Here is a 21,033-nt window from a genome sequence, read left to right as displayed (position 1 = left end):
AATGCTCAATTTGATTGATGTATTTGGTCACTTGAGAAAAAACGCTGCGAAGTTAAACGGGGATCGGGTACACTATGAGAGAAAATTGTTGCATAGTGGAACAGATAATGTCTGATGAAATGACACTGGAAGAACGTAAGGTCGTGTATCGTGCACGTCGTGGTTTAAAAGAAATCGATGTATATTTTGACCCGTATGTTAAAAACTACTATCTCACCGCAGATCCTGCTGAAAAGGCCTTGTTTGCAGAGCTGGTTGATCAGGAAGATCCAGATTTACTGGACTGGTTCATGGAAGTTGGGGAATCTCCACGTACTGAACTGAAAGAATTTATTCTAAAATTAAAACATTATGTTCACGGCTAATCGTGTTTTTGAGTTGCAATACAGTCGTTTTTCGATTGCATTGCAACTGTTTATTTTACTTTTGATTGTCAGCCTCACTTATTCTCTACTTTCTTTAGTTTTATGGTTAAGCAGTTGCATCTTATTGGCGTTGAGCTGGTTTCTATTTCTTAAACAACCCCGATTAAAACGTTTTGAATATCTGGATCAGCAGGAATGGTCATTTGAGTTTTATGATTCATCTCTCCCCATCCAGTGTCGCAAAATCGAAAAAATAATCGATCATCAAGCCTATATCGTGCTTTATTTTTCTGATCCAGAACATAAAAATTTCATTATTTGGTGGGATCAGTTATCACTTTTACAGTGGAAAAACCTAAAATTACACGCAAAACTTGCATAATTGTTTGACAATTCTACATCTGTATATAATTAATTATTTCATAAATTTCAATAGTATAGTTATTTTAAGCGTCTTTTTTATTCAAATTGTTAGATTAAATACTCTAAAAAATAGTGAAAATTATGATTGTCAGACAATTTGGCAGTCAAGGCTGATTTATTTTCGTTAAAGTACAAACACCAACGTAAAGTGTGGTGGAGGTCCAAAATGGAAATTCCAACATGGTCGTTTCTGGTGATCGCAATTGTTTTTGCGATTGTAGTAGGAAGAGCAGGAACTTTACTCAGGGAATATCTTGAATCACATCAACCTGTTGCTGTGACCAAGAGAAAGAGATTGAAAGTATCATCAATATATCACTCTCCCGTGAATATCGATGGTGAACGCCAATCTAGTATCTATCAAAAGTAGATACAAAAGTGTAGGAGGTCTCTATGGAGATTTCAATGTGGATGTTTCTGGTAATTGCGATCGTTATGGCGATTGTAGTAGGAAGAGCCGGAACATTACTCAAGGATTATTTTCAACAAAACTAAAATATAAAGAGTTTCACGATTTTACCAGTTAATAAGTAGCATGTGCTGAACCGTCGCAATGCTACTTTTTTTTGCCTGAAATTTCTGTATTCCCGCAAATCTGTCAATTCATTCATTTGTGAAGTATGTCAAAATGTCCCCGTGAAATTAGAGCAATTACTCTTTAATTCAAGTATTGCATCTGATAATGTACAGCTAAAAGGAAAAAACAAATTATTAGAGGGACAGGAAGTATGTCTAAACTCCATAAAATGGGACAGGGCGTAGCGGTTGCTTTGCTGACAACATCAATGTTATCTGGATGTTCATACGTCGTTAAAACTGGAGCGAATGTCGCCTTAGGTTTTGGTGAAAAACATATTGTTCCACCGATTTTGGCAATGGATGATGCTGAAATGGTGTGTAACTCAGGTAATGCATTAACACCGGCAGTGATGTCGACCAAAGATATGGGTGCAGACCCAACCCGCATGGCAGTTCTGCTTTATACCGCAGCAGGAATTTGTGCTGAAAATCAGGCATTGGAAGCAGAGTTACGCTATTTGCGTGCTTCTAAAGCAGGTCAGGTATCGGAAGCACAAGATGCTCGTATTGAACAGAAACGTTGGGCTGGGATTGCGGCTGAACGTCAATATGCAGGCTATCAACTTTTTGCAAATCGTTGGGAATCAAAATACAAATATAAATTAGGTGATTCATGCCCAACCATGCGTAATGATCTGGATCAGACTGTTTATTTGTTAGGTATGGTAAGTGGTTTACAAGCCATGACCAATGACATTAACTCTGGCGGTGCGATCAATGTTCCTAAGGATATCGCAGGGATTGTTGAACGTGGCATGACCTGTCTGGACAATGAAAAATTCTGGGGTGCGCCAATGGCGACTCGCGCTGTGATCTGGACTTTATTGCCAGGTGCAGGCGATGGTAAACCTGAACCTTATGCCACAATGAAGCAATCGATGGCGATCGGTGAGAAGAAAGGTGTCCGCTTATCGCATGCTCTATATGCAGTGGCAGCACAGGCCAGTGGTGATGATGCAAAATTACGTGATGCGCTTCGTTCTTATGCAGCAGCAACAGGTGATGACAAACCTGCAAATCCTCAGTTCAGACTTATCGATAAAATGGCAGGTTTGATGGTTCGTGGCATCGCAGATCGTTATTGGACTGAAAATACAGGTGTGAGAGCAAGCGATGAAGGCTTGACCACATTCTGGGATGATAAACAAGAAAGCTCGGCTGAACTGGATTCACTCTTTGATGGTGGCGAGGGTGCCTCTGCACCTGCACAGGATGAGGCTGCTCCAGCGCAAGAAACACCAGCAGAGTAACCTGAATTAAACGGCCTTTTACATTGCAAACATCTACACTTTGTAAAAGGTCTGTTTTTTCAAGAGGTGGTCGATAAATGAAAGATCAAATATGGATAGAAAAAGTCATTTTGATCGCGATATGTGTTTCGATATCGGCATGTCTGCAAGTTTTTGCTGATCATTTCATTTACTGGCGACCGAGTTTACTCAGTGAGTTCTGGCGTTTATGGACCGCACACTGGGTACATGTCGGCTGGATTCATTTTCTTTTAAATATGCTGGCATTTGCGTGTTTACCTTTCATTTTTCCGCATGTCCGCAATTGGCATTTATGGGCGTTACTGCTGATTTTGCCGCCATTCATTAGTTTAGTTTTCTATTTCTACTTACCTTATATTGATGCTTATGCTGGACTTTCTGGTGTGCTACATGGTCTGTACACCGCCGTAGGGCTGGTTTATCTGCAATATAAGAAAGAACGTAAGTTTGCAATACTGGTTTTAGCCCTGATTGCAGCAAAACTGATTTGGGAAAATACCTTTGGACAAACTGGAACAGCTCAGTTGATTGGCAGCCCAGTCCTGACTGAAGCACATTTAATTGGTGCTATCGGTGGCCTCCTATGTGGGTTAAGTTATTTATTTGTAAGAAGGAAAAAAATAGAGAACACATAAATTGATAAAAACAACCAACAAAAAAGTGATTGTAGTCATTCTTTTTTGAAAAAGATTGATTCAAATTTAAGCGGTTTAAAGGGATTGGTTAATAAGAGGGTAAATTCATTTATCTATCAACCATGGACAGCGCATGATTCAACATCTTTGGATGGATGTTGATAAGAATAAACTGGAATAGACATGCAAAATGATCAAGAGAAAAAGTCTGGATTAGCCCGGTTAGGCTATATCTGGAATGATTGGATATCAACATTCATCATTCTTGCTTTGTTGCTAATGACCTTGCTTATTGGTACTGGCGAGATGATTCACGGTCAAATGCTCCGTATGGGGGAGCGGCTTTACGGTGATCAAACCACAGGAATGCAATATTCGTTTTTGAGGGCGGAGCCTGAAAAACCATCTTGCGATCGACATCCTAACATTGATGCACAAGTTCAAGAGCAGATGAAGGCCAATGCTGCGGATGAATTTGCAAGTATGTTCGGGGCTGCTTCTGAGTCTGATGTGCGTACTTCGTTATTGGCAGCACAGCAGCAGTGTGAAGAAAAATATCAATTCTATGATAAAGCGATGAAGCATTTGGAAGCACATCCAAGTATTCGTACTTATCGTAAAGTTGAGACAACATTCTTCGGAATTTTCAAATTAGGTTCTGAAAACCAGACTGTAATTCTACTGGTTATGGTTTTATTTGCTTCAATTACAGCGTCTTTGCGTTACCACCACATTGGTTTACGTGCACCGAAAACCAGAATCGACTTCCGTGTTTATTCAGCGTTGATGGTGGCGGGGAATGCATTACTGAGTTATTCGGTCTTAAGCCAATATCATTCAGTATTGAATTCAGGCGTTGAAGTTGCTGGTAAAACCACAGTCTTATATTGGTTATGGATTGCGTTATTCGTATCCCTGACCATTATCAGTATCTTCCAGTTTATCTTTATACCGAAAACGGCTCAGCCGAAGGGTAACTTTGGTTTAGCTTTACTCAGTGTGCCGTTGTATGCCTTCATGTCTTTGGTGACCGGTATTGTATTTACCTTCTTCATGGACTATCCAATGGGGCAAGGGATCTACTTGGGTATTCTGGTTGAGTTCTCGGGTATTTTCCTGAATCTTGCACTGTTTATTTGGGCTGGTATGTTGCTGACCCAAACCCGTGTCATGGATTTATTCTTAAATATCCTGCGTCCATGGAACTTGGCTCCAGAAACTTTAACTTGGTTAATCTTGATTGCAGCAGCGATTCCAACAGCCTATACAGGTGCTTCAGGGATTTTCGTTATTGCAGCGGGTGCAATCATCTATAAGGAAGTCTGGAATTCGGGCGCTCGTCGTCAATATGCATTGGCTGTATCTGCAATGTCAGGCTCTTTAGGTGTGGTGATTCGTCCATGTCTACTTGTAATCCTGATCTCAATGTTAGACAGTCGCCATGTGACATCTACCGAATTATTTGATCATGGTATCTATGTCTTCTGGCTAACAGCGTTTATTTTCCTTGGCGTTTCATTGATTCTTGCCGAAGAAAAATTCCGTGTGAACTCACCTAAAGTTGCGGTACCGGGTATGTTACGCGCATGTGTGCCTGTCATTCCTTACGTGATTATCGGTTTCGCCGTCGTGATGTTCTATAAGCTGGCTTTAGATACATCAATCAATGAATTCACTGCTCCAATGATTTTACCGTTGGTATTGATTGCAATGATCTTGTTTGACAAGTTATTTGCATCAAAAGTGGCACCAGCGCCTGTGGTTGATCCTAAGCATGAAGCTCTGGTTCGTGAACATGAGAAAAAATCCGAGTTCCTGAAATCACATGATCCACATGGCGGTAAGCACTTAGGTTTTGGTGGAGCATTACGTTTCGCAACCTCAGAAACAGTTGGGCATATTGGTGCGTTGATTCTGCTTATGGCATTGTCTGCAAGCGTCGGTGGCTTAATTGAACGTGCTGAAGTTGTGGAATTATTACCAACGCATCTCGGTAATATCTATATTTCACTTGCCTTTATTGCACTGCTACTTGCCATTATTGGTATGACGACCGATCCATTCGGTGCGGTGATTCTGGTTGCTGCAACGGTTGCGCCTGTGGCCTACGAAAATGGTATTCATCCGATTCATTTCTGGATGATCGTACTGGTTGCCTTCGAGTTTGGTTATGTGACACCACCTGTTGCCTTGAACCACTTGCTGACGAGGCTCTCCGTCGGGGATGAGGAAGTCTCGGCCGCCGACAGGGAAGCGAAAGAGAAATACACGAGTTTCTACTTCCGTTATGAACGTTGGTTATTGCCGATTATCGTATTGTTCTCATCGTTGGTGTTGGTGACCTATGCACCATATATCTTCCAGATGTTTGGCTGGTATAAACACTAACAGTTGACATTAAAAAAGCACCTACGGGTGCTTTTTTATTACTAAATAAATAGAGATTTAAATAAAACTATTTTTAGATAATTTTCTGACTTCTTAAATCTTGTAAAAGGTCTCCAATATTCGAAGAAATCGCTGAGCGTACAGCTTCAGAATCCGTGCCTCCTGCTGTTTTGGGAGCTGCTTTATGGGTTTTAATAGTATTTTTATAAATTGTTTTTCCATTCTTTGTGACTAAATATTCAATATCTAAATAAAAGTCTACTTCTACAAAGCCAATCCAATTATATTCAAATTTTTGAATATCTCCTGAGATTTTGAGATCTGCATCTTGGTTTGGGTTGAATCCAGCAGCAATTAATTCTTTAGTTAAGGATGATTTTAACAATACATCTGCTTTATCAGACATATACATGCTACCAATTGCTGCTGTTGGTTTTTGAAATTCATTTTGTTTAACCAAACCCTTCTCAGCGGGGATATATTTGAATACGCCCACACCAATATCTCCTTGTCCTCGAATAGATGGAGAAGCAATATAATGAATAGGCATTGTGGTTGAGCATCCAGAAAGAAGTAAAAATGCCCCGATGAATGAGGTTAAAAATATTTTATTCACTTGATATTTCCAGTTGTTATAAAGCCGCACAATTTATCAAAAGGCTCAATAAAATAATAGTGGGGCCTTTATTGGTGAATTTTGATATAGAAGTGATTGGCTATTTAGATCGTTTTATCCTTTGGATCAGTGGACTGCATAATAGAATTGCCAATAAAATAATACCGAAGCCAATCACACTGTATAAATCAGGTACTTCATTCCAGAGCAAAAATCCCCAAATGCCCGCGAAGATAATCGCAATATAATTGACAGGTGCAATTTGCCCAGCTGGCGCTAGACGATAGGCATGCGACATAAAAATCTGGCTGACATTGGCCAATACACCTGCTGAGATTAGAAAAAATAATTCATACAGGTGATAAGGTTGCCATACCCAGAACATCGGGATCACCGAAAGCAAAGAACCAATCAGGCAGAAATAAAATACGATGCGTTCAGGTGGTTCGGTTTGAGTGAGGGCGCGAACAGTCACAAATGCCATAGAGGCCAATAGACTTGAACTAATGCCGACAATGGAGATCCAGTTCAATAAGCCTTGATCTGGTTTTGCCACACAAAATACGCCAATAAATCCCAAACCAGCAGCGCATAGCATTGCTGCGGTGACTTTTTCTTTCAGGAAAAGCCATGCGATCAGCGGAATAAAAATCGGAGAAGAATAGGTAAATACCATGGCATTGGAGAGTTTTAGATGCGCGATGGCATAGAAAAAGCCATACATGGCTGCAAGTCCCACGATACAGCGCCAAGTATGCATCCAGAGTTTTTCTGTTTTTACAAATCCTATGCCTTGTTTAAAAATAAAAGGCAGAAACAGGATCAGTCCAACCGCGTTGCGGAAAAATACAATGGTGTAATTATCAACAGTATGGGAGGCGTAACGAATGCAGATTCCCATCACTGAAAAAAGTAGAGCAGAAATCGTAAGGCAACCAATCGCCATAAAGAGATTGCGATTCGTTTGGGGATAATCCATAGCCAGTGCAGTATTGAGAGTTTGTGCTTATTTTAAGCCTGTCCCGAAGTGAAAGGAATGAGAATTTTGCCCAGATGAAGACATCATGCATTCAACGTGTAGGGCTGGAAAATTGTTTTAGATAATCACTGGGTGTCATGCTGGTTTCACGTTTAAACATCGCGCTAAAAGCACTAGGACTTTCATATCCCAAATCTAAGGCCACATTGAGTACGGGCTTATTCATGGCGAGATCAATCATGGCTTGCATCAGTTTTGCCTGTCGAACCCAGTGAGAAAAATGTAAACCCGTTTCTTTTTGAAAATGACGTGCCAGTGTTTTACTGCTGATATGTAATTGTTGTGCGCTCTCTTCCAGACTCCATTCCAAAGCCAGATTTTCTTTAATTCTCTGACAGAGCTGCTGAAGCTTCGGGCTTTGTGGATCAGGCAAATTAAAAGCCAGCGCAGGTAACAGACGCACTTCATCCAGAATAAGTTGCAATAATCTTTCATTGCGGCTCTCAGGTTGAATCTCGTTTTGGATGTCCATCGCGCTGCTCATTAATTCCCTTAATAGGGCAGGAATAGCAACTACACGGCATTCATTTCGTATATCGTGCTGCAAGGTATCTTCGATAAAGACACCTCGTGCTTTGACATCACCGCTAATTAACAGGGCGTGGGGTTTGTGTGCGGGAATCCACACACCACGTCCGGGTGGAATAATCCAGATTCCTTCATGGGTCTGGACACGGATCACGCCTGTCAGGGTATGAATTAGCTGGATACGGTCATGACTATGCCAGTCTTCAATATGACCATGTAGATAATTTTCTGAGAAGGCATAGACTGGATAATCCAAGAAGCCATGTTTAAAGTTTTTCCCCATGCTGAATTAAACCTGAAATAAATTGTCCTTTTTACGATAGTTATCGTCTATTTATCGAGAAACTATAAGTTGATTATTTTTTAGCATGATCTGTACGGCAATGTACAGGTTTAGATTATGTTTCAGAAAGCTTATTTTTATCCATTGTTCGCCATTTTATTTTGGGCTGGCAATGTTGTCGTTTCCAAAATGGCGAGTCATGCCATTTCTCCTGTGGCGATTACTTTTTATCGACTGGTACTGGCGCTCGCCGTGATGAGTACGTTTGTTCTGATTCCTGTCTGGAAAAATCGACACACCATCAGGCAATACTGGAAGCAATTGGCATTGGGCGGTTTCTTGTCAGTGTCACTGTTCCAATTCTTATCGTATCAGGCCGCATCGACGACCACGGCAACCAATATGGCGATCGTCACTGCCTTGATTCCATTACTCACCATGATCTTGAGTAGCGTGATGCTCAAAGACAGAATCAGCTATGGCATGTTATTCGGTGGCGCACTTTCTTTTTATGGCATTTTATACTTATTGGGTCACGGTAGTATTCGCAATATATGGGGGCAGGGCGTACATCTCGGCGATGGCTTAATGCTGATTGCAGCAGCAGGCTATGCTTTATATGGCGTGCTGTTAAAACGCTGGAAAATGCCGATTCCTGCTTGGCAATCTAATTTCGTACAGTCTAGTTTTGCGATTTTATATGTATTGCCATTCTTTGTGTTTTTACCCGCCCAAGATATACAACTGAACCAGCAAACTATTCCGTTGATTGTTTATGCCAGCATTTTCTCATCGGTATTGTTGTCTTATTTATGGATTGAAGGGGTCAGGCATTTAGGGCCGAATCGCAACAGTATTTTTATGAACCTGTTGCCTTTATTTACCGCATTGATTGCAGTGGCCCTACTCGGAGAGCATTTGCAAATGTTCCACTATATCGGTGGTGGTTTGACTTTGGTGGGAATCTTGATTGCGCAAATGATTCAAAAACCGCTTCAGTTGAAATCTCGTTCTGAACAACTTTTAGATTAAAACGTTCGGCAATAAAAAAGCTTTAACGAAGGTTAAAGCTTTTTTTGTTTTAAGAGTGATTCTGGGCAGCGAGTTGCGCTTCTAATAACTTGATCTGCTCTTCCTTCAGTTTAAGCATTTGATCAACATCTTCATGTTGCTGCTTAAGCTCATGTTGCTGGTCTTGAAGTTGTAGGTGAATATCATCCAGTTTTGCAATTTCTTCCTTGGCTAGACTGTCATTGGTTGGAAGAGGCGCTTTAATAATCGATTCTTCAACCAGTTTAATTGGTTCAACAGGCTCATTTTCCGCAGTCACTGTTTCATTGCTGATCGTCGTGTCTGGTTGAGAGCTTGTAACAGTGATTTGAGCTGCAACAGGTTGTGTTGGCGTTGTTGTCGATTGCTGATCTTTTTGTGCTAAAAACCATTGGACAGCAAGGAACAGAACCACAACAACACTTATTCCACCGATTATCATCCATAATAATCTGGAATTTTCAGTTGGATATGTGGACATCATTTTTAACCTTTCTAGTCAAAATGACGAGGTTTGAACTGTATCACCCCAATTTCATCTGGCTCAGCGGGTTGTTGCTCTTCCACGCGGGTTGGGCGCTTCTCGCTATAAGCACAGTCGATACATTCAATCCACTCGTCATCCACAGTGATGATCTTAACCACACGATCTAACGCTCCACATTTGGGACATTTTGCACCCGCGATGAATTGTCTTTTCATGTCAGTTAATTACACCCTGTGAATAATAATGACATAGTTTAAGCGGTTTTATCTGTGTTCGTCCAACCTTGATGACGTAATAACGCATCTATTTTAGGCTCTCTTTTTCGGAAATTGCGAAACGCATCAAGTGCTGTATCTTTTCCGCCAACTGCTAGAATAAACTTTCTAAACTCTTTTCCAGTCTCGGTATTAAAAATACCTTCGCTTTCGAAACGGTCAAAGGCATCACTTGCTAAAACTTCTGCCCATTTATATGAGTAGTAGCCTGCAGCGTAGCCACCCGCGAAAATATGACTGAAACTGTGCTGAAAACGGTTGTATGGAACAGTCGGGGCAACGGCGAACTTATTACGAATCTCGTCCAGTGTTTCCTGAATCTGCTGGCTGTTTAATGCTGGTGCTTGACGATGGATCGTCAGGTCAAACAATGCAAATTCAATCTGACGCAGGGTTTGCATACCAGACTGGAAGAAACGTGCATTCAATAACGCTGATAGCAGTTCTTGTGGCAGGGTTTGTTTGGTTTCGGTATGTTCACTCAGGACATCCAGACTTTCATTATCCCATGCCCAGAATTCCATGAACTGACTTGGCAATTCAACTGCATCCCACGCCACGCCGTGTGTACCTGCAACCGAGATGTTATCTACTTCGGTGAGCATGTGATGTAAGCCATGACCAAACTCGTGGAATAAGGTAATCACTTCGTCGTGGGTAAGCAGTGCAGGTTGATCGCCAATCGGTGGTGTGAAGTTACAGACCATGTAGCAAATTGGCTTTTGCAGGCCATTTGCCGTTTGCACACGTGAACGGAAACCGCTCATCCAGGCACCACCGCGTTTGCCATTGCGGGCATATAAATCGAAGTAGAAACCACCGACCACTTGGCCTTGATCTTCAATTTCAAAATAGCGCACATCATTTTGCCAAACGGGTGCCTGACGTTCGACGATCTGGATACCGTAAAGGCGTTGTACGATCTGGAATAAACCGTGTACCACTTTAGGTGCTGGGAAATATGGTTTAAGCGCTTCTTGAGAAAGGTTGAACTGTTGTTGTTTCAACTTTTCAGAGTAGTAGGTTGCATCCCACGGTTTGAGTTCTTCAATGCCATCTTGTTGTGCAATGGCCTTGAGCTCTGCAATTTCAGCCAGTGCTGGGGTGCGTGCATGTTCTGCCAGGTCGACCAGAAATTTATCGACAGTCTCGACATCTGGTGCCATTTTACTGGCAAGTGAATATTCAGCGAAATTATTGAAACCTAGCAGTTGTGCCATTTCCTGACGTAAGCTCAGGATTTCTTCCATCACAGGTGTGTTATCAAACTCAGTCTTGTCAGACTGCTCAGATGCACGGGTGACATAAGCTTTGTAGAGTTCTTCTCTTAATTCGCGATCATCGGCATAGGTCATAATCGCAAAATAAGCAGGGAAGTCGAGTGTGGCAACGGCTTGCTCTAGCTCGCGTTGTTGTCCGTATTGCTTTAACAGTTCGATACTGCTTTGTGGTAAGCCTTTGAGCTGATCTTCTGTTAATGGCTTGAAGTAGGCTTGGGTTGCATCGAGCACATGGTTCGAGAAGTCCGAAGACAACTGGGACAAACGTGCCGAGATTTCTGCATAACGTTTTTTCGCTTCACCTTCGAGTGCAACACCAGACAGTTTAAAGTCGCGTAAAGCCAGTTTAATGGCGCTTTGTTGTGCTTCACTAAGTGCCTGAAATGCAGCGCTATCGTGAATCTGCTGATAAGTTTGATACAACGGTGTATGTTGGCCCAATTGGGTATAATATTCGCTCAAACTTGGTAAAAGTGCTTGGTAAACCTCACGGGTTTCGGCATTGTTCATAACCGCATTCAGATGCGATAAAATGCCCCATGACTCACTCATGTTATTTTCAAGTTGATCGACTTCGGTCAATGTTGCAAGTTGGGCTTCTGTGCCTTGAGGAACTTCATTGAGTTGATTTAAGAAGTTCTGACCATTTTGAATCGTCTGTTCGATCTGTTGTTTTAATTCGGCAAGTTGAATGCGATCAAACTGAGGAACGGGAAGTGTCGCTTGCTGTAGTGTCATTGTATTTTTGCCATATCATCTTTAAACATAGTTATAGATGTAGGGCTTAGCGAGGGAGAAATCAAGGTTGATTGATTATTTATTCGTTGGGTTTTGCGTTGCGACTTGGATTTCATCAATCGACAGTACATATGTGCCAAAATAACTTTGAAGTGTCGATAACTTCAATTTGAGTTGATGGTTTTTATACGCTTGATATTCAGTCAATGTCATTCTAAAGATCGGTATGTCGGAATAAGCTGTTTTAAAAAAATAGATATTTCCATGTCTCGTGTGCTTTTTTTCGGCAATCGCTGATGCCTCTATCCTTTCCGAATCTCCAGTGGTATACGTCCAGATCATTGGAAGCGTACCCGCCAAGTTGAGCCAGAGTATGGGAATAATGAATAAAGGGAAAATAAATAAAGCATAATGTTTAGGTTGTTTTTGTACTTTCTCCCATTGTCTAGGAATTACCCATTCCTGTTTCTTTTTCAGGTAGAGAAAATAAATGAGGAGTAAAGCATAGAGAAAACAAGAAATGATCAAGGCGACAATTTCTACTGTAGAACTAGGTGAAAAATCACTCCAAAATATAGATATAGCGGCACAGATTGTGAAAAAGAAAAAGAGTATATAAACGTAATAATGATAATAATATTTGGTGATGCGGTAATGAGGCATTAGGATTTTATTTATATTCAAAAATAGTCTATCTATTCATTCTATAACAAAAGATAAGAGAGCCGAAGCTCCCTTATCTTTTATCAGTTATTCAGCCTTTGCTTTCGCATTCGACTTTTTCTTTTTCACTTTCTTTTTGGCCTTTTCTTTCGTTTCAGGCTTAGCAGCTGCTTTTTTAGCTGGCTTTTTGCTATAAGAACTTGGTTTGTTCTTATCCTTTTTCTTACGCACAGGCTTTTCGCCGTCTTCACTCACTTTAGACTTTGTAGATGCGGGTTTGCCAAATACTTCTTCAGTTGTTGAAGCACGATTTGAACTAGAAGGATTCGCTGTACGAGGTGCTTTCTGGCGAATCACACGACCTAAGTGCGTTAATTGCTGAACTAACTGGAAGTCAATTTTACGTTCTTCCAGATTTACACCTGCCACTTGAATCTTGACTTCATCACCAAGACTAAACGATTGACCACGATTCTGACCGATTAAGCTTTGGCTGGCCTGATCATACAGGAAGAAGTCTTCACCCAATTGGCTGACATGAATCATGCCATCAACATAAAGATCTTTGAGGGTGACGAATAGGCCGAACTCAGTCACGGCACTAATGATACCAACAAACTCATCGCCTAAATGCTGTTGCATATAATGGCATTTCAACCATGTTGTGACACTACGTGAAGCTTCATCGGCCCGACGCTCAGTTTGTGAGAAATGCTCACCCGCATCATCTAATGCTGCACCTGAAAGCGGGTAAGGTTTCTTATCAAGATAAGCCTTAATCGCACGATGTAACAACAAATCAGGATAACGACGAATTGGCGAAGTAAAGTGTGTATATGCTTCATAAGCAAGACCGTAATGTCCCGCATTCTTCGCGCCATAATATGCTTGCATCATTGAGCGTAATAACACTGCATGAATACTTGGTGCATCTAAACGATCTTTGGTCGCTTCAATTACGGCTTGGTAATCGGCTTGGGTTGGCTGCTCAGGGAATGGCAAGCCGAGTAGCTTCACAAAGTCACGGACTTTTTGAATACGTGAGAATTCTGGTGCTTCATGCACACGATAAAGCATTGGAATATCATGTTCTAGAGCATATTCAGCTGCTGCAACGTTTGCCAGTAACATACATTCTTCAATCAGCTTATGCGCATCATTACGTGTACGTGGCAAGATTTCCTTGATTCCACCTAACTCATCAAAGGTCATGTAGGTTTCAATGGTTTCAAATTCCATTGCATGACGTTCAGCACGAAGGCCTTTTAAGGTTTGATAAAGCTGGAATAAGGTGTTCAGCGATTTATGGATAGTCTTATCTTCTGGGATAGCATCCGTTGCGCCTTCAAAATATTGACCGACTTGGGTGTAGGTCAAACGCGCTTTAGAATGCATCACCGCAGGGTAGAATTCATAACCTGTGACTTTACCTGCACGAGAAAGTTTTAAATCACAGACCATACATAGACGGTCAACATGTGGATTTAAAGAACATAAGCCATTGGATAATGCTTCTGGCAGCATTGGCAATACGAAGTGCGGGAAATATACCGATGTTCCACGATCTTCAGCTTCTTCATTTAACGGAGAATCTAAACGAACATAATGGCTGACATCTGCAATGGCAACGACAACGCGATAACCACCGCCTGGGCGTTTTTCAGCAAAGACCGCATCATCAAAGTCACGTGCATCTTCACCATCAATCGTAACCAATGGCAGATCACGTAAATCAACACGACCTTGACGATCCTGCTCAGAAGGCTCTTTAAAGCTTTCTGCTTCTTTAATCACAGCATCTGGAAATTCATAAGGCAAACCAAATTCTAAAATGGTTTGCGGAATGATGATTTCCGTATCTGCTTTGTCTGCCATGGATTGAACCACATGACCTGTCGCCAGTTCTTCACGGGTCGGATAGTCATCAATGGCAACACGCAACATATCACCAACTTTGGCGTTGGCATGTTCAATCAATTCTTTTTCTAAGGTAATCGGTTGATGCTGGTTTGGATTGCTGGGTTGAATGAAATATTCACCGTCATGCTCAGAGACTTTACCAATAATCTGCTTAACGCGGCGTTGTACCACTTCGGTAATAAAGCCCCAAGCTTTGCCTTTACGGTCAACAGACGTTTGGCGTACTTTAACGCGATCACCATTAAAGACCAGACGTAACTCACGTTCAGGCAGAAGAACATCATCCTGACCTGCGATATTGGCAGTGCCCAGTCCTTTACTATTGATATAGACCGTTGCTTCATGGCTCGGTAAATCTGTTGCAGGCTGGTATTTGAAACCATCCTTCATTAATTGCCCATCACGCACCATTGCGCTTAAACGATGGTTTAATGCATCAATACTTTTTTGATCTGGAATATTAAAGTGGTCAACCAGCTCTGCATGAGACTGTGCAGTTTTTAATTGTTCTAATGTAGTTAAAATAAGAGTTCGGCTAGGAATAGGATTATCGTAACGTTGCGCTTCTGCTTTTGCTTCGGGATCAGCCCAATTTTTAGTCATATCGTTTCATTTCACATCTGGCAGATCGGTTTAGCATAAGTCATTCAAACTCTAACTGCACGTCAAAGATTGCAAGATTCTGTTTATCGCTCCGATCTGAATAAAGGAGAGAACACTATATTAACAAGCGTAGAACTAAAAAATGCTGAAAAAATGCGTAAATTGATTAAAAAGTATTTGATTGAGCTGAAATAGTGGAAAAAAATAGGAACATCCCTTGTGTAATGTGGTTTTAGTTTGTATTATTGCGCTCGTGTTACGGTGAGATGGGTGAGTGGCTGAAACCACATCCCTGCTAAGGATGCATACGGGTAACTGTATCGAGGGTTCGAATCCCTCTCTCACCGCCACTTTACTTAAGGCGCTCATAGCTCAGCTGGATAGAGCACTTGGCTACGAACTAAGGGGTCGGGAGTTCGAATCTCTCTGAGCGCACCAAGTAAAGATTTAAAGTAACACATGCCATGATTGGCAACCTAAGTAATGCGCTCATAGCTCAGCTGGATAGAGCACTTGGCTACGAACTAAGGGGTCGGGAGTTCGAATCTCTCTGAGCGCACCAACTTAAATAGAAGAAACCGCTTAATTGCGGTTTTTTTGTGCCTGAATTTTAAGAGATATAAATCATCACGCTGCTATAAACGGCTAAAATATAATATAGGCTCAGTAAAGCCATGAGTATAATTCTTGATTTATTGGAGAATATTTTTAATAAAGTAGACACCATAAAAGCAATCAATAAAAACATCCACGCTCCAATGAATGTGATTATCCAGAGCTTCCAATTCTTTTTCTGTATCGCGGTTGGGGTGTTGGGGGCTAGTTGCTGATAATTTAGATGAATTAAATTTCCTTTAAGATCAATATAATCAATGGCTTTAAGCTGGTATTCGGGCTGATTATTTCCTGTCGGAATTGTTTGATAATAATAGATTGTTTGGATCGCATGAGTCGGTTGCTTAAGCTCTTGCTGGCATAACTTCATGAGTTTGACATCACACTTCATCGTTAAAGAATTATTGGCGTTTGTTGGAAGTATCAGTGATGCACCAGCTCGTTCACGACGGATGTGAAATTGGTTGGTTGAGTTGACATGTTGTTTTGAGATTTTCCATGTGTGATTTCTAGCAAGGTCTACTTGGTGTAAGGCTGCTTGGTGCAAAGAGCTAAAAACTAATAAAATTATGAAAGAATAAAGAAAGCATAGGAAGGCAGATTTAAAGTGGTTTAAGATGTAATTTTCTTCTGCATTATGGTTCTCGAAAATAGTTTTTGGCATTGTGTTCCTTAGTTTTAGCTAGATTTTACTTTTACTATTTTCTTTTCAAACAATTGATAAAGATAACCTACTGTCCCAAGTACACCCACCATACGGATCACATGAAATGCGGTCACCATAGGCACGCCGAGCTGTAACACATTGGCGGTTAATGCCATTTCAGCCACACCACCCGGAGCAAGACCCAAACCAAGTGTGGGTAAGGGAACCTCTGTCCAAAAGGTGAGGCCGTAGGCAAGCAAGCCAGCGAACAGAATGGCGCCTAGATTGCTTAGGGCCACAATGCTGAGATAATGCGGTGCGGTTTTGAAAAATCCTGGCTTAAATTTATTGCCTAAAGACCAGCCCAGTAAGACTTGGCCTAAATGTAAAATTGTTGTTGGCATCGCTGACAGGTGAATATCTTGTGTGGTAAATAAAATTGCAACCAGTAGTGCCCCAAAGGTCCAAGGGTTTGGCAGCTTGTAATATTTAAAAATACGGCTGGCAAAGTAAGCCAAACTTGCTAACAGGGCAAGACCATACCAATTCACTTCGCCATGACGATGAAGCGTACTGTGATCAAGGCCATGCCATCCCATAAATTGATAAAAAAATGGAACGATGACCACCACCATTAATACACGTAAGGTGTGGGCAGAGGCAACTTTATCGACGCGGGCTTGATAATGCTCAGCCAAGTTAGACATTTCATTTGCACCACCGATTGCGGAAGCAAACCAAGCAGTTTTAAAGTCAACATTTCCCCAGCGATACAATATGGCAGAGCCGATTGCACCCAAGAATAAGGCAAAGAGTAGCCCGCCAAGCAGAAGAGGCCACTGCATTGCAATCAGTTGAATCATTTGAGGAGTAAAATAGAGACCCAGCGTTAGTCCTAAAATCGACAAGCCGATATTACGTGCGCTGTGATGGCATTCGATCGGCGCATGATTCATTTTAAGAAATGCGGTAATGAATAAAGGCCCAAGTAGCCATGGAAGTGGCAGATGTAACCATTCCGCCAAGTGGGCACCTAAAAAGGCAACCGCTAGACTCAACGCATACTTGAGGTACATCATTCAAGCCACCGAAAATAAGTGAATAAACCAAAGCAAAGGTGCCAATAGCAATACATGATTGCTATTGGCCATGCAATTAAGATCTTTGACGTTTGCTACGTAACCAGCGAATCAGTGGCAACACAATCATGATACCCGCCATGATCCATAACACCTTCGTGATATAACCATCAAAGAGAATAAATAATTCACCATGTGAAATAGAAAGTGCACGACGTAAACTGGACTCCATCAATCCACCCAGTACAAAGCCAAGGATTAATGCCGAAAGCGGGAAGTTGAGCTTACGTAAAATATAACCAAAGATGCCGAGTACGACCATTAAAATCAGGTCGAATATCGTACTGTGGATGGCATATACCCCAACAAAACTTACCGCTGCAATGGCGGGTAGTAAAATGAAATGTGGAACACTCAGGAGCTTGGCAAAGTACCGAACCAGTGAAATGTTCATAAATAGGAGTAGGGCACTGGCAATAAAGAGCGAAGCAATAAGTCCCCACACAATCGTTGGCTGCTCGGTAAAGAGTTGTGGACCCGGCGTAATATTATATAAAGTTAAAGCGCCCATCATGACCGCTGTCGTTCCAGAACCAGGTACACCCAAGGTTAACATTGGAATAAAAGAGCCGCATGCTGAGGCATTATTCGCAGCTTCTGGCGCAGCAATCCCGCGTAAATCTCCTTCACCAAATTTACTGTCTTTACCTGCCAGCTTGCGTTCACTGGTATAAGCCAAAGCACTGGCAATCGTGGCACCTGCACCGGGTAAAATACCAATAATAAAGCCTAGAAAAGAACTGCGAAGGGTAGAGCCGAGTGTAAAAGTAAATTCCTTTAAATTGAATAGACTACGCTTACCTTGTCCTAACGCTTTTTGCCCAATTGCCGTTTGTTCCAGCATGATCAGGATTTCACTGATACTGAAGAAGCCAATCACGATCGTAGTAAATTGAATTCCATCACTTAAACTGACAGAGTTAAAAGTGAAACGATATACACCTGTTACGGCATCTACGCCCACTGTCGCGAGTAGTAAACCAATTAAAGCGGAGATTGCTGTTTTTACAGGTTGATCACTGACCAAGCCACTTAAGCAAGTCAGGGCAAATACCATCAGAACAAAATATTCGGCAGGGCCAAACACAATCGCCCATTTTGCCAAGAGTGGTGCGAATAGAATAATCCCAACAATGGCAATGATACTTCCAATGAATGAGCTCATGGCGGACAGTGATAATGCAATACCAGCTTTACCCTGTTTAGCAAGTGGATAACCATCAAGCGTTGACATAATGGCTGCCGCATCACCAGGCACATTGATCAGAATTGCTGAAATTCGTCCCCCAAACTCACAGCCTAAATAGACCGAAGCGAGAAGAATCAGTGCGCTTTCAGGAGGTAGGCCAAGCGCGTAGGCAAAGGGTAACAGTAATGCCACGCCATTAATCGGGCCTAAGCCGGGTAATAAGCCAACAATGGTTCCTATAAATGCGCCAATAAGGGCAATAAATAAGTTTTGTGGGGTCAGTGCAACCTGAAAACCGTACATTAAATATTCAAAAACATCCATTTATTCTTCCCCGTTTTAATTAAAGAGGCCTAATGGCAGAGGGACATCTAGTACATAATCAAATAGTCCGTAGAGTAAGCAACCAAAGACAATGCCAGTGACAAGTGAAGCCTTGAGGCTGCCACCGAAAAGAGGGCCGACCAAAAAAAACATCAGGGCAGTCGCGATAGGGAAACCTAAAAGCTCAAAAGTGGTTGCGTAAATCAGCATGAATAACATGAGCAAACCGACTTTTTTTAAGATGCTCCGAGATAGCCCTAGGTTAAGTAACTCTGCAAGTTTCTTAGGCCGAATAACGAGATAAAAACAACATAAAATTAATAGTAATAATAGAAGTGCGGGGTAGGGGCGTGGCCCCAATGGATCATAGGCAATGGGGGCGACATAGCTCCAGCATAAATAAAGCAGACCAAGACTCACAATCCCTAAAATCCCTGAAAAAATTCTTTCTATGGGCATAATCATTCCTTTTCTGATCTGGTTTTTAGATACATTTCAGGACACTGGAGTTTCAGCGAGAGAAACCTCCAGAGACTGAAATGCTTTTATTGTTTTCAGGATTATTTGGTAATGAGTTCGAACTCTTTGGAGAGATCTCTTAACTGATCGGTTTGCTGCAATACAAATTGATCTAACTCGGCGCCAGTCATCGAAAATGGCAGTAAATCAAACTGTTCACGGGTCTGAGTGAACTTTGGATCGGTGAGCATTTTATCGAATGCTGTTTTCCACCACTGATAGGCCTCATCACTCACTTTAGGACCAACGTAATAGCCTCGTACAACAGGCCACTGGATGTCATAACCTTGTTCTTTGGCTGTTGGTATATCTGCTAAGGTATTCGGAAGACGTTCAGGTGCAAAAACTGCAAGTGCGCGTAACTTGCCTGATTTAACATGAGGAATAACCTCCGCAATGCCTGCACTGACGACTTGAATATGATTGCCTAAAACTGAAGTAATGGCTTCACCACCACCTTCCATCGCGATATAAGTCATATCTTTCGGATTGACGCCAGCGGCTTTCGCCAACATTGCGGTTTGCATCCAGTCCTGACCGCCAACACTGCCACCCGCACCAAAGCTAATCGATTTCGGATTTTTCTGAAGAGCCTGAATCAGGTCATTAAGATTTTGGTAGGGTGATTCGGCACTCACTGCAACAACGCCGTAGTCTGTACCGACCACTGCGAGCCAACGTACGTCTTTTTCGGTGTATTGTCCGAATTTGCCTTGGGCTAAATTAAGGAGTGAGCCTGTTGAGAATGCGACAATAGCATTGTCATTTGCTGGATCATTGGCGACGATCTTGTTATATGCCACTGCACCCACACCGCCTGGCATGTAGGTCACTCGCATTGGAGAGTTGAGAAGTTCAGTTTCTCTAAATGCTTTCTGTGCCAGTTTACAAGTCAGGTCAAAGCCACCACCCGGTTTAGCTGGGGCAATACATTCAGGACGTTTGGGTTCTCCGACTTGGCCTTTGCTCTTATCACATGCCGATAAACCGAATCCTAAGGTGATCAATGTACTTGTGAATAAAACTTTTTTTAACATTTTAAATGTTTCTCCGTAAACAATTATATTGATATGCAAGTTCATACATATTTAAAGGTGCTGCTTTTAATAAAATTTTAGAGTTGCTATTAATAATTGAATTTTAGTTTGGAGGTGGTCCATTAACCTCTATTTTAGATTTTTACTATTGTGTGCCTTGGTTATTATTGAGATTAGCACTATATTTTATGAGCCAATGGTGTGGTTTTGAAATATTCCTATATTGTTAATTTATTTGGGAGATTATGTGTTTTCGAAATTGGATTTAGAAGCTGCTGATAGCTGAATTTAAACGTTTTAAATTTTTTAATGGATTAATCTGATGAGTAAAATGGTTTTTCCTGTTATGAGAGGTGATCTTGCCCAGATGTTTAAAAGCCAGAAATATACAACTTCTGGCTTTTAATGATTATAAATTCTG

Annotated in this window: 20 protein-coding genes and 3 tRNA genes; 10 read left to right on the top strand and 13 right to left on the bottom strand. The window is 41.6% G+C overall.

All coding sequences use genetic code 11. The features are described from left to right. Window positions 1-107 precede the first annotated feature (107 nt). The 6 genes from IEV36_RS06935 (at window position 108) to IEV36_RS06910 (ending at window position 5,661) form a co-directional block, all read left to right on the top strand. Window positions 108-365 (top strand): FAD assembly factor SdhE, encoded by a 258-nt coding sequence (locus IEV36_RS06935; RefSeq protein WP_005259812.1) that lies wholly within the window; start codon window positions 108-110, stop codon window positions 363-365. Beyond that, window positions 352-747 carry a hypothetical protein gene (locus tag IEV36_RS06930; protein ID WP_005259811.1) on the top strand — a complete coding sequence of 132 codons (396 nt, stop codon included), beginning with the start codon at window positions 352-354 and terminating at the stop codon, window positions 745-747. Before IEV36_RS06935 ends, IEV36_RS06930 begins: the two co-directional genes overlap by 14 nt. A gap of 207 nt (window positions 748-954) precedes the next feature. Then, window positions 955-1,158 carry a hypothetical protein gene (locus IEV36_RS06925; RefSeq protein ID WP_004775862.1) on the top strand — a complete coding sequence of 68 codons (204 nt, stop codon included), beginning with the start codon at window positions 955-957 and terminating at the stop codon, window positions 1,156-1,158. Between the two features lie 358 nt (window positions 1,159-1,516). After that, entirely contained in the window at window positions 1,517-2,617 is a 1,101-nt protein-coding gene (locus IEV36_RS06920; RefSeq protein ID WP_004775861.1) for a hypothetical protein, read from the top strand. 77 nt (window positions 2,618-2,694) lie between these two features. Then, a complete protein-coding gene (gene rrtA / locus IEV36_RS06915; protein ID WP_004775858.1) occupies window positions 2,695-3,273 on the top strand; it encodes a rhombosortase in 579 nt (192 codons plus the stop codon). A 183-nt stretch (window positions 3,274-3,456) separates the two neighbouring features. Next, window positions 3,457-5,661 (top strand): TRAP transporter large permease subunit, encoded by a 2,205-nt coding sequence (locus IEV36_RS06910; protein WP_005259810.1) that lies wholly within the window; start codon window positions 3,457-3,459, stop codon window positions 5,659-5,661. Window positions 5,662-5,734: 73 nt separating this feature from the next. Here the strand turns inward: IEV36_RS06910 and IEV36_RS06905 are convergent, their stop codons facing one another. The 3 genes from IEV36_RS06905 to IEV36_RS06895 form a co-directional block, all read right to left on the bottom strand. Beyond that, window positions 5,735-6,277: a hypothetical protein gene (locus tag IEV36_RS06905; RefSeq protein ID WP_032863984.1), complete on the bottom strand. Its 543-nt coding sequence runs from the start codon at window positions 6,275-6,277 to the stop codon at window positions 5,735-5,737. A gap of 100 nt (window positions 6,278-6,377) precedes the next feature. Continuing rightward, on the bottom strand, window positions 6,378-7,256 hold the full coding sequence (locus tag IEV36_RS06900; protein WP_005259808.1) for a DMT family transporter: 879 nt from the start codon (window positions 7,254-7,256) through the stop codon (window positions 6,378-6,380). A gap of 91 nt (window positions 7,257-7,347) precedes the next feature. Continuing rightward, complete coding sequence (locus IEV36_RS06895) at window positions 7,348-8,127, bottom strand: AraC family transcriptional regulator (RefSeq protein ID WP_005259806.1); 780 nt, start codon at window positions 8,125-8,127, stop codon at window positions 7,348-7,350. Between the two features lie 117 nt (window positions 8,128-8,244). On the opposite strand from IEV36_RS06895, the gene IEV36_RS06890 reads away from it, so the two are divergent. Further along, window positions 8,245-9,159, top strand: coding sequence for a DMT family transporter (locus IEV36_RS06890; RefSeq protein WP_005259804.1), 915 nt, complete (start codon window positions 8,245-8,247; stop codon window positions 9,157-9,159). 49 nt (window positions 9,160-9,208) lie between these two features. On the opposite strand, the gene IEV36_RS06885 is transcribed toward IEV36_RS06890, so the two are convergent. From IEV36_RS06885 to rnr, 5 genes are all read right to left on the bottom strand, one after another. After that, window positions 9,209-9,661, bottom strand: coding sequence for a hypothetical protein (locus IEV36_RS06885; RefSeq protein WP_005259801.1), 453 nt, complete (start codon window positions 9,659-9,661; stop codon window positions 9,209-9,211). 11 nt (window positions 9,662-9,672) lie between these two features. Next, window positions 9,673-9,879, bottom strand: a complete 207-nt coding sequence (locus tag IEV36_RS06880) for a YheV family putative metal-binding protein (protein ID WP_005259799.1) — start codon at window positions 9,877-9,879, stop codon at window positions 9,673-9,675. A 38-nt stretch (window positions 9,880-9,917) separates the two neighbouring features. Then, window positions 9,918-11,957, bottom strand: a complete 2,040-nt coding sequence (locus IEV36_RS06875; RefSeq protein ID WP_005259797.1) for a M3 family metallopeptidase — start codon at window positions 11,955-11,957, stop codon at window positions 9,918-9,920. 75 nt (window positions 11,958-12,032) lie between these two features. Continuing rightward, on the bottom strand, window positions 12,033-12,620 hold the full coding sequence (locus IEV36_RS06870) for a hypothetical protein (protein ID WP_005259795.1): 588 nt from the start codon (window positions 12,618-12,620) through the stop codon (window positions 12,033-12,035). An 87-nt stretch (window positions 12,621-12,707) separates the two neighbouring features. Then, the gene (rnr, locus tag IEV36_RS06865; RefSeq protein ID WP_005259792.1) at window positions 12,708-15,143 is read right to left on the bottom strand and encodes a ribonuclease R; all 2,436 of its coding nucleotides are present in this window, start codon (window positions 15,141-15,143) and stop codon (window positions 12,708-12,710) included. A 260-nt stretch (window positions 15,144-15,403) separates the two neighbouring features. Between rnr and IEV36_RS06860 the strand changes: the two genes are divergently transcribed. The 3 genes from IEV36_RS06860 (at window position 15,404) to IEV36_RS06850 (ending at window position 15,705) form a co-directional block, all read left to right on the top strand. Beyond that, window positions 15,404-15,493: transfer RNA gene (locus IEV36_RS06860), tRNA-Ser, on the top strand. Window positions 15,494-15,504: 11 nt separating this feature from the next. Further along, window positions 15,505-15,581 (top strand) — tRNA-Arg (locus IEV36_RS06855). 47 nt (window positions 15,582-15,628) lie between these two features. Then, a tRNA-Arg gene (locus IEV36_RS06850) sits at window positions 15,629-15,705 on the top strand. Window positions 15,706-15,753: 48 nt separating this feature from the next. Here IEV36_RS06850 and IEV36_RS06845 read toward each other — a convergent pair. The 5 genes from IEV36_RS06845 to IEV36_RS06825 all read right to left on the bottom strand — a co-directional run bounded on the left by IEV36_RS06845 (window position 15,754) and on the right by IEV36_RS06825 (window position 20,612). After that, window positions 15,754-16,422, bottom strand: coding sequence for a hypothetical protein (locus IEV36_RS06845; protein ID WP_005259791.1), 669 nt, complete (start codon window positions 16,420-16,422; stop codon window positions 15,754-15,756). 14 nt (window positions 16,423-16,436) lie between these two features. Further along, window positions 16,437-17,483 carry an AbrB family transcriptional regulator gene (locus IEV36_RS06840; RefSeq protein WP_032863981.1) on the bottom strand — a complete coding sequence of 349 codons (1,047 nt, stop codon included), beginning with the start codon at window positions 17,481-17,483 and terminating at the stop codon, window positions 16,437-16,439. Between the two features lie 76 nt (window positions 17,484-17,559). After that, window positions 17,560-19,056: a tripartite tricarboxylate transporter permease gene (locus tag IEV36_RS06835; protein WP_005259783.1), complete on the bottom strand. Its 1,497-nt coding sequence runs from the start codon at window positions 19,054-19,056 to the stop codon at window positions 17,560-17,562. Between the two features lie 15 nt (window positions 19,057-19,071). Continuing rightward, entirely contained in the window at window positions 19,072-19,515 is a 444-nt protein-coding gene (locus tag IEV36_RS06830) for a tripartite tricarboxylate transporter TctB family protein (RefSeq protein ID WP_005259782.1), read from the bottom strand. Window positions 19,516-19,616: 101 nt separating this feature from the next. Then, complete coding sequence (locus IEV36_RS06825) at window positions 19,617-20,612, bottom strand: tripartite tricarboxylate transporter substrate binding protein (RefSeq protein ID WP_005259781.1); 996 nt, start codon at window positions 20,610-20,612, stop codon at window positions 19,617-19,619. Between the last annotated feature and the right edge of the window lie 421 nt (window positions 20,613-21,033).

It is taken from the genome of Acinetobacter vivianii (assembly GCF_014635885.1).
Taxonomy (GTDB): domain Bacteria; phylum Pseudomonadota; class Gammaproteobacteria; order Pseudomonadales; family Moraxellaceae; genus Acinetobacter; species Acinetobacter vivianii.
The sequence above is the reverse complement of the archived record's forward strand: the minus strand, read 5'-3'. Positions and strand labels throughout refer to the sequence as shown.